Annotated in this window: 1 protein-coding gene and 3 rRNA genes; all 4 read right to left on the reverse strand. The window is 54.6% G+C overall.

Annotation, left to right across the window (positions count from 1 at the left end; all coding sequences use genetic code 11):
* Window positions 1–193 precede the first annotated feature (193 nt).
* Window positions 194–310 (reverse strand): 5S ribosomal RNA (rrf, locus tag YO9_RS0105760).
* Between the two features lie 184 nt (window positions 311–494).
* A 23S ribosomal RNA gene (locus YO9_RS0105770) occupies window positions 495–3,619 on the reverse strand.
* 183 nt (window positions 3,620–3,802) lie between these two features.
* Window positions 3,803–4,075: a hypothetical protein gene (locus YO9_RS0105775; protein WP_016996634.1), complete on the reverse strand. Its 273-nt coding sequence runs from the start codon at window positions 4,073–4,075 to the stop codon at window positions 3,803–3,805.
* A 54-nt stretch (window positions 4,076–4,129) separates the two neighbouring features.
* Window positions 4,130–5,658, reverse strand: a 16S ribosomal RNA gene (locus YO9_RS0105780).
* Together the 16S, 23S and 5S rRNA genes form the textbook arrangement of a ribosomal RNA operon.
* Between the last annotated feature and the right edge of the window lie 193 nt (window positions 5,659–5,851).

The following is a 5,851-nucleotide window of genomic DNA, read 5'->3' on the forward strand; positions in this document are numbered from 1 at the left end:
CCTCCGGTATTCGGAGGGCCCATTCCTATGCCCCGTTCACAAGTCACTGGACGACCTATAGGGGCCTTAACGAGAAGAAGCCATGGGCGGCTCCCCCGCTGACGCGGGGCTGCCGTCCATGGCTTCGACCATGAGTGTTAAATGCGGAGGAGGGGCACCAGCCGTAGCTGGTGCCCCTCCTCCTTTACGTTAATTTCGGCGGTGACTTACTCTCCCACACCCTCCCGAGTGCAGTACCATCAGCGCTGTGGGCCTTAGCTTCCGGGTTCGAGATGGGACCGGGCGTTTCCCCCACGCTATAACCACCGAAAACCCAACCCCACCCAAACACGCGTGTCGCGTGTGGTGGGAAACCATTGTGTTTCCAGGTCTCGTGGACCGTTATTCAATTACCAACCCCAACCACCACCACGACAAATACTGTGGTGGTGTGGTGCTTGTTGGTTGTCAACCACATAGTGAACGCGAACAACAACTTTTTGATGATTTGTTGTATGTGATAAGTCTTCGGTTTATTAGTACCGGTCAGCTCCACGCCTTACAACGCTTCCACACCCGGCTATCAACCAGTCGTCTACTGGGAACCTCACACCCCAAAAAGGGGCTAGGAAATCTCATCTCGGAGCAAGCTTCCCGCTTAGATGCTTTCAGCGGTTATCTCTTCCGAACGTAGCTAATCAGCCATGCTCCTGGCGGAACAACTGACATACCAGAGGTTCGTCCGTCCCGGTCCTCTCGTACTAAGGACAGACCTCCACAAATTTCCAACGCACGCAGCGGATAGGGACCGAACTGTCTCACGACGTTCTGAACCCAGCTCGCGTACCGCTTTAATGGGCGAACAGCCCAACCCTTGGGACCAACTCCAGCCCCAGGATGCGACGAGCCGACATCGAGGTGCCAAACCATGCCGTCGATATGGACTCTTGGGCAAGATCAGCCTGTTATCCCCGAGGTACCTTTTATCCGTTGAGCGACGGCCATTCCACAATGTACCGCCGGATCACTAGTCCCGACTTTCGTCCCTGCTCGAGCTGTCACTCTCACAGTCAAGCTCCCTTGTGCACTTACACTCAACACCTGATTGCCGACCAGGCTGAGGGAACCTTTGGGCGCTCCGTTACTCTTTAGGAGGCAACCGCCCCAGTTAAACTACCCATCAGGCACTGTCCCTGACCCGGATTACGGGCCGAAGTTAGATATCCAGAGTGACCAGAGTGGTATTTCAACAACGACTCCACCCTAACTAGCGTTGAGGCTTCACAGTCTCCCACCTATCCTACACAAGCCACACCGAACACCAATACCAAACTATAGTAAAGGTCTCGGGGTCTTTCCGTCCTGCTGCGCGAAACGAGCATCTTTACTCGTACTGCAATTTCGCCGAGTTCATGGTTGAGACAGTAGGGAAGTCGTTACTCCATTCGTGCAGGTCGGAACTTACCCGACAAGGAATTTCGCTACCTTAGGATGGTTATAGTTACCACCGCCGTTTACTGGGGCTTAAATTCTCCGCTTCGACCCCAAGAGTCTAACGAGTCCTCTTAACCTTCCAGCACCGGGCAGGAGTCAGTCCGTATACATCGTCTTACGACTTCGCACGGACCTGTGTTTTTGATAAACAGTCGCTTCCCCCTAGCCTCTGCGACCCCAACCAGCTCACACCGCAAGGGCGATCACCAGCCAAGGCCCCCCTTCTCCCGAAGTTACGGGGGCATTTTGCCGAGTTCCTTAACCATGATTCTCTCGAACGCCTTAGTATTCTCTACCTGATCACCTGTGTCGGTTTAGGGTACGGGCGACTACAACCTCACGTCGATGCTTTTCTCGGCAGCATAGGATCACCAAATTCCCTCACCTAAGAGAGTCCCATCACATCTCAGGCTCAACGGCCCGCGGATTTACCAACGAACCACCCTACATGCTTAGACCAGGACAACCATCGCCTGGCTTGGCTACCTTCCTGCGTCACACCTGTTAATACGCTTACCTCCCCAGATCAGGTCCCACGCTCCCCACACACGTCTTCACCCCGAAGGGATCCAATCATGGTGGTTCGGGTGGTTAGTATCCCCGGTTCAGTATGGACGGTTTTTCGCCGGTACGGGAATATCAACCCGTTATCCATCGACTACGCCTGTCGGCCTCGCCTTAGGTCCCGACTCACCCAGGGCAGATTAGCTTGACCCTGGAACCCTTGATCATCCGGCGGACGGGTTTCTCACCCGTCTTTCGCTACTCATGCCTGCATTCTCACTCGTTGAGGTTCCACCACTGGGTCACCCCGCAGCTTCACTACCCCAACGACGCTCCCCTACCCACAACACCACCTCAACCACAAACGGCTCAGCTACTCGGTGTCATGCCACAACTTCGGCGGTGTACTTGAGCCCCGCTACATTATCGGCGCGGAATCACTTGACCAGTGAGCTATTACGCACTCTTTCAAGGATGGCTGCTTCTAAGCCAACCTCCTGGTTGTCTAAGCAACTCCACATCCTTTCCCACTTAGCACACGCTTAGGGGCCTTAGTTGATGGTCTGGGCTGTTTCCCTTTCGACTATGAAGCTTATCCCCCACAGTCTCACTGCCGCGCTTACACTTGACTGGCATTCGGAGTTTGGTTGACGTCAGTAACCTTGTAGGGCCCATCAGCCATCCAGTAGCTCTACCTCCAGCAAGCAACACACGACGCTGCACCTAAATGCATTTCGGGGAGAACCAGCTATCACGGAGTTTGATTGGCCTTTCACCCCTACCCACAGCTCATCCCCTCCATTTTCAACTGAAGTGGGTTCGGTCCTCCACGCGCTCTTACACGCGCTTCAACCTGGCCATGGGTAGATCACCCCGCTTCGGGTCTAGATCACGCCACTACAACACGCCCTATTCAGACTCGCTTTCGCTACGACTACCCCACACGGGTTAATCTCGCGACGTAACACTAACTCGCAGGCTCATTCTTCAAAAGGCACGCCGTCACCCCACAAAGAGGCTCCGACGGCTTGTAAGCACACGGTTTCAGGTACTATTTCACTCCCCTCCCGGGGTACTTTTCACCATTCCCTCACGGTACTGATCCGCTATCGGTCATCAGGAAGTATTCAGGCTTACCAGGTGGTCCTGGCAGATTCACACGAGATTTCACGAGCCCCGTGCTACTCGGGAGTACATCAGATTGAGATAACTGCGGTTTCGTCTACGGGACTCACACCCACTACGGTCTGGCACTCACCACCAGTTCGACTACCACAACACCACAACCCCCAGAGTGGCGACCCTGAGAACAACGCATCCCACAACCCCGACCATGCAACCCTCGCCAGGTATCACACACAACCGGTTTAGCCACCATCCGCTTTCGCTCGCCACTACTCACGGAATCACTATTGTTTTCTCTTCCTATGGGTACTGAGATGTTTCACTTCCCCACGTTCCTCCTCGCACCCTATGAATTCAGATACGAGTGACCACGCATAACACGCAGCCGGGTTACCCCATTCGGAAACCCTCGGATCACAGCTCGTTTATCAGCTCCCCGAGGCTTATCGCAGATTTCCACGTCCTTCATCAGCTCCTGATGCCAAGGCATCCACCGTGTGCCCGTAACAACTTATACGCCACACAACACAAATAATCATCAAAAATACACACCACACACCAACAACCACACCACCATCAGAACCCAAAGGAACCAACAGCACTGCAATCATCCGTGCGCGGCGTTCAAAGATGCTCGCGTCCACTATGTAGTTGACAAACAACAACCCACCAACACCACCCCCACCAGCAACCGCCAGCTTCAGTAGTGTTCCAGGATGTAACCAACAACCAACACCCCACCACCAGAGAAGATCCTCACGGATCCACCACTGGATAACGAAGCGTTGGGTTTGTTGATCGACAACCCAACAATGTGCCACCACAACCACCACCACACACCAAACACAACCATTGAAGTCGTGAACGTTCCCGTGTGTGGGGTTCGTATGTACGCCTGTTGATATTCCACCCATGAGCAAACCACCACCACAACGAAACTGTCGGGTGCGTGGCGGCCACTGATCACCAGCACCTGAATACCTCAGATACCAGCTGCAACCACACGGTTGCTGGGCCTGCTCCTTAGAAAGGAGGTGATCCAGCCGCACCTTCCGGTACGGCTACCTTGTTACGACTTAGTCCCAATCGCCAGTCCCACCTTCGACGGCTCCCCCCACAAGGGTTAGGCCACCGGCTTCGGGTGTTACCAACTTTCGTGACTTGACGGGCGGTGTGTACAAGGCCCGGGAACGTATTCACCGCAGCGTTGCTGATCTGCGATTACTAGCGACTCCGACTTCACGTGGTCGAGTTGCAGACCACGATCCGAACTGAGACCAGCTTTTTGGGATTAGCTCCACCTCACGGTATCGCAACCCATTGTACCGGCCATTGTAGCATGCGTGAAGCCCAAGACATAAGGGGCATGATGATTTGACGTCATCCCCACCTTCCTCCGAGTTGACCCCGGCAGTCTCCTATGAGTCCCCACCATCACGTGCTGGCAACATAGAACGAGGGTTGCGCTCGTTGCGGGACTTAACCCAACATCTCACGACACGAGCTGACGACAACCATGCACCACCTGTACACCAACCCCAAAAGGGGAAACCACATCTCTGCGGCGGTCTGGTGTATGTCAAGCCTTGGTAAGGTTCTTCGCGTTGCATCGAATTAATCCGCATGCTCCGCCGCTTGTGCGGGCCCCCGTCAATTCCTTTGAGTTTTAGCCTTGCGGCCGTACTCCCCAGGCGGGGCACTTAATGCGTTAGCTACGGCGCGGAAAACGTGGAATGTCCCCCACACCTAGTGCCCAACGTTTACGGCATGGACTACCAGGGTATCTAATCCTGTTCGCTCCCCATGCTTTCGCTCCTCAGCGTCAGTAACAGCCCAGAGACCTGCCTTCGCCATCGGTGTTCCTCCTGATATCTGCGCATTTCACCGCTACACCAGGAATTCCAGTCTCCCCTACTGCACTCTAGTCTGCCCGTACCCACTGCACACCACGGGGTTAAGCCCCGGGCTTTCACAGCAGACGCGACAAACCGCCTACGAGCTCTTTACGCCCAATAATTCCGGACAACGCTTGCGCCCTACGTATTACCGCGGCTGCTGGCACGTAGTTAGCCGGCGCTTCTTCTGCACGTACCGTCACTTTCGCTTCTTCCGTGCTGAAAGAGGTTTACAACCCGAAGGCCGTCATCCCTCACGCGGCGTCGCTGCATCAGGCTTTCGCCCATTGTGCAATATTCCCCACTGCTGCCTCCCGTAGGAGTCTGGGCCGTGTCTCAGTCCCAGTGTGGCCGGTCACCCTCTCAGGCCGGCTACCCGTCGTCGCCTTGGTAGGCCATTACCCCACCAACAAGCTGATAGGCCGTGAGCCCATCCAAAACCAGTAAAACCCTTTCCACACAACCCCATGCGAGACTGTGTAGTATCCAGTATTAGACCCAGTTTCCCAGGCTTATCCCAGAGTCAAGGGCAGGTTACTCACGTATTACTCACCCGTTCGCCACTAATCCACCCCAGCAAGCTGGAGCATCATCGTTCGACTTGCATGTGTTAAGCACGCCGCCAGCGTTCGTCCTGAGCCAGGATCAAACTCTCCGTCAAAAAACAATGACAGAAACCACAACCACCAGTTCCACAAAGAAACCAGCACACAGTTGCGGGATCCTAGCTGACACCCAACACCCCAGGAAACGGGAAAAACACCCCGAGCATCAGGCCATCAACCAAAAAATATAAAACTTTTCGGTATCAACAAACTAGGCACACTATTGAGTTGACAAACAACAAACCACAC

The sequence above is a fragment of the Kocuria atrinae C3-8 genome (genome assembly GCF_000286355.1).
Taxonomy (GTDB): domain Bacteria; phylum Actinomycetota; class Actinomycetes; order Actinomycetales; family Micrococcaceae; genus Kocuria; species Kocuria atrinae_A.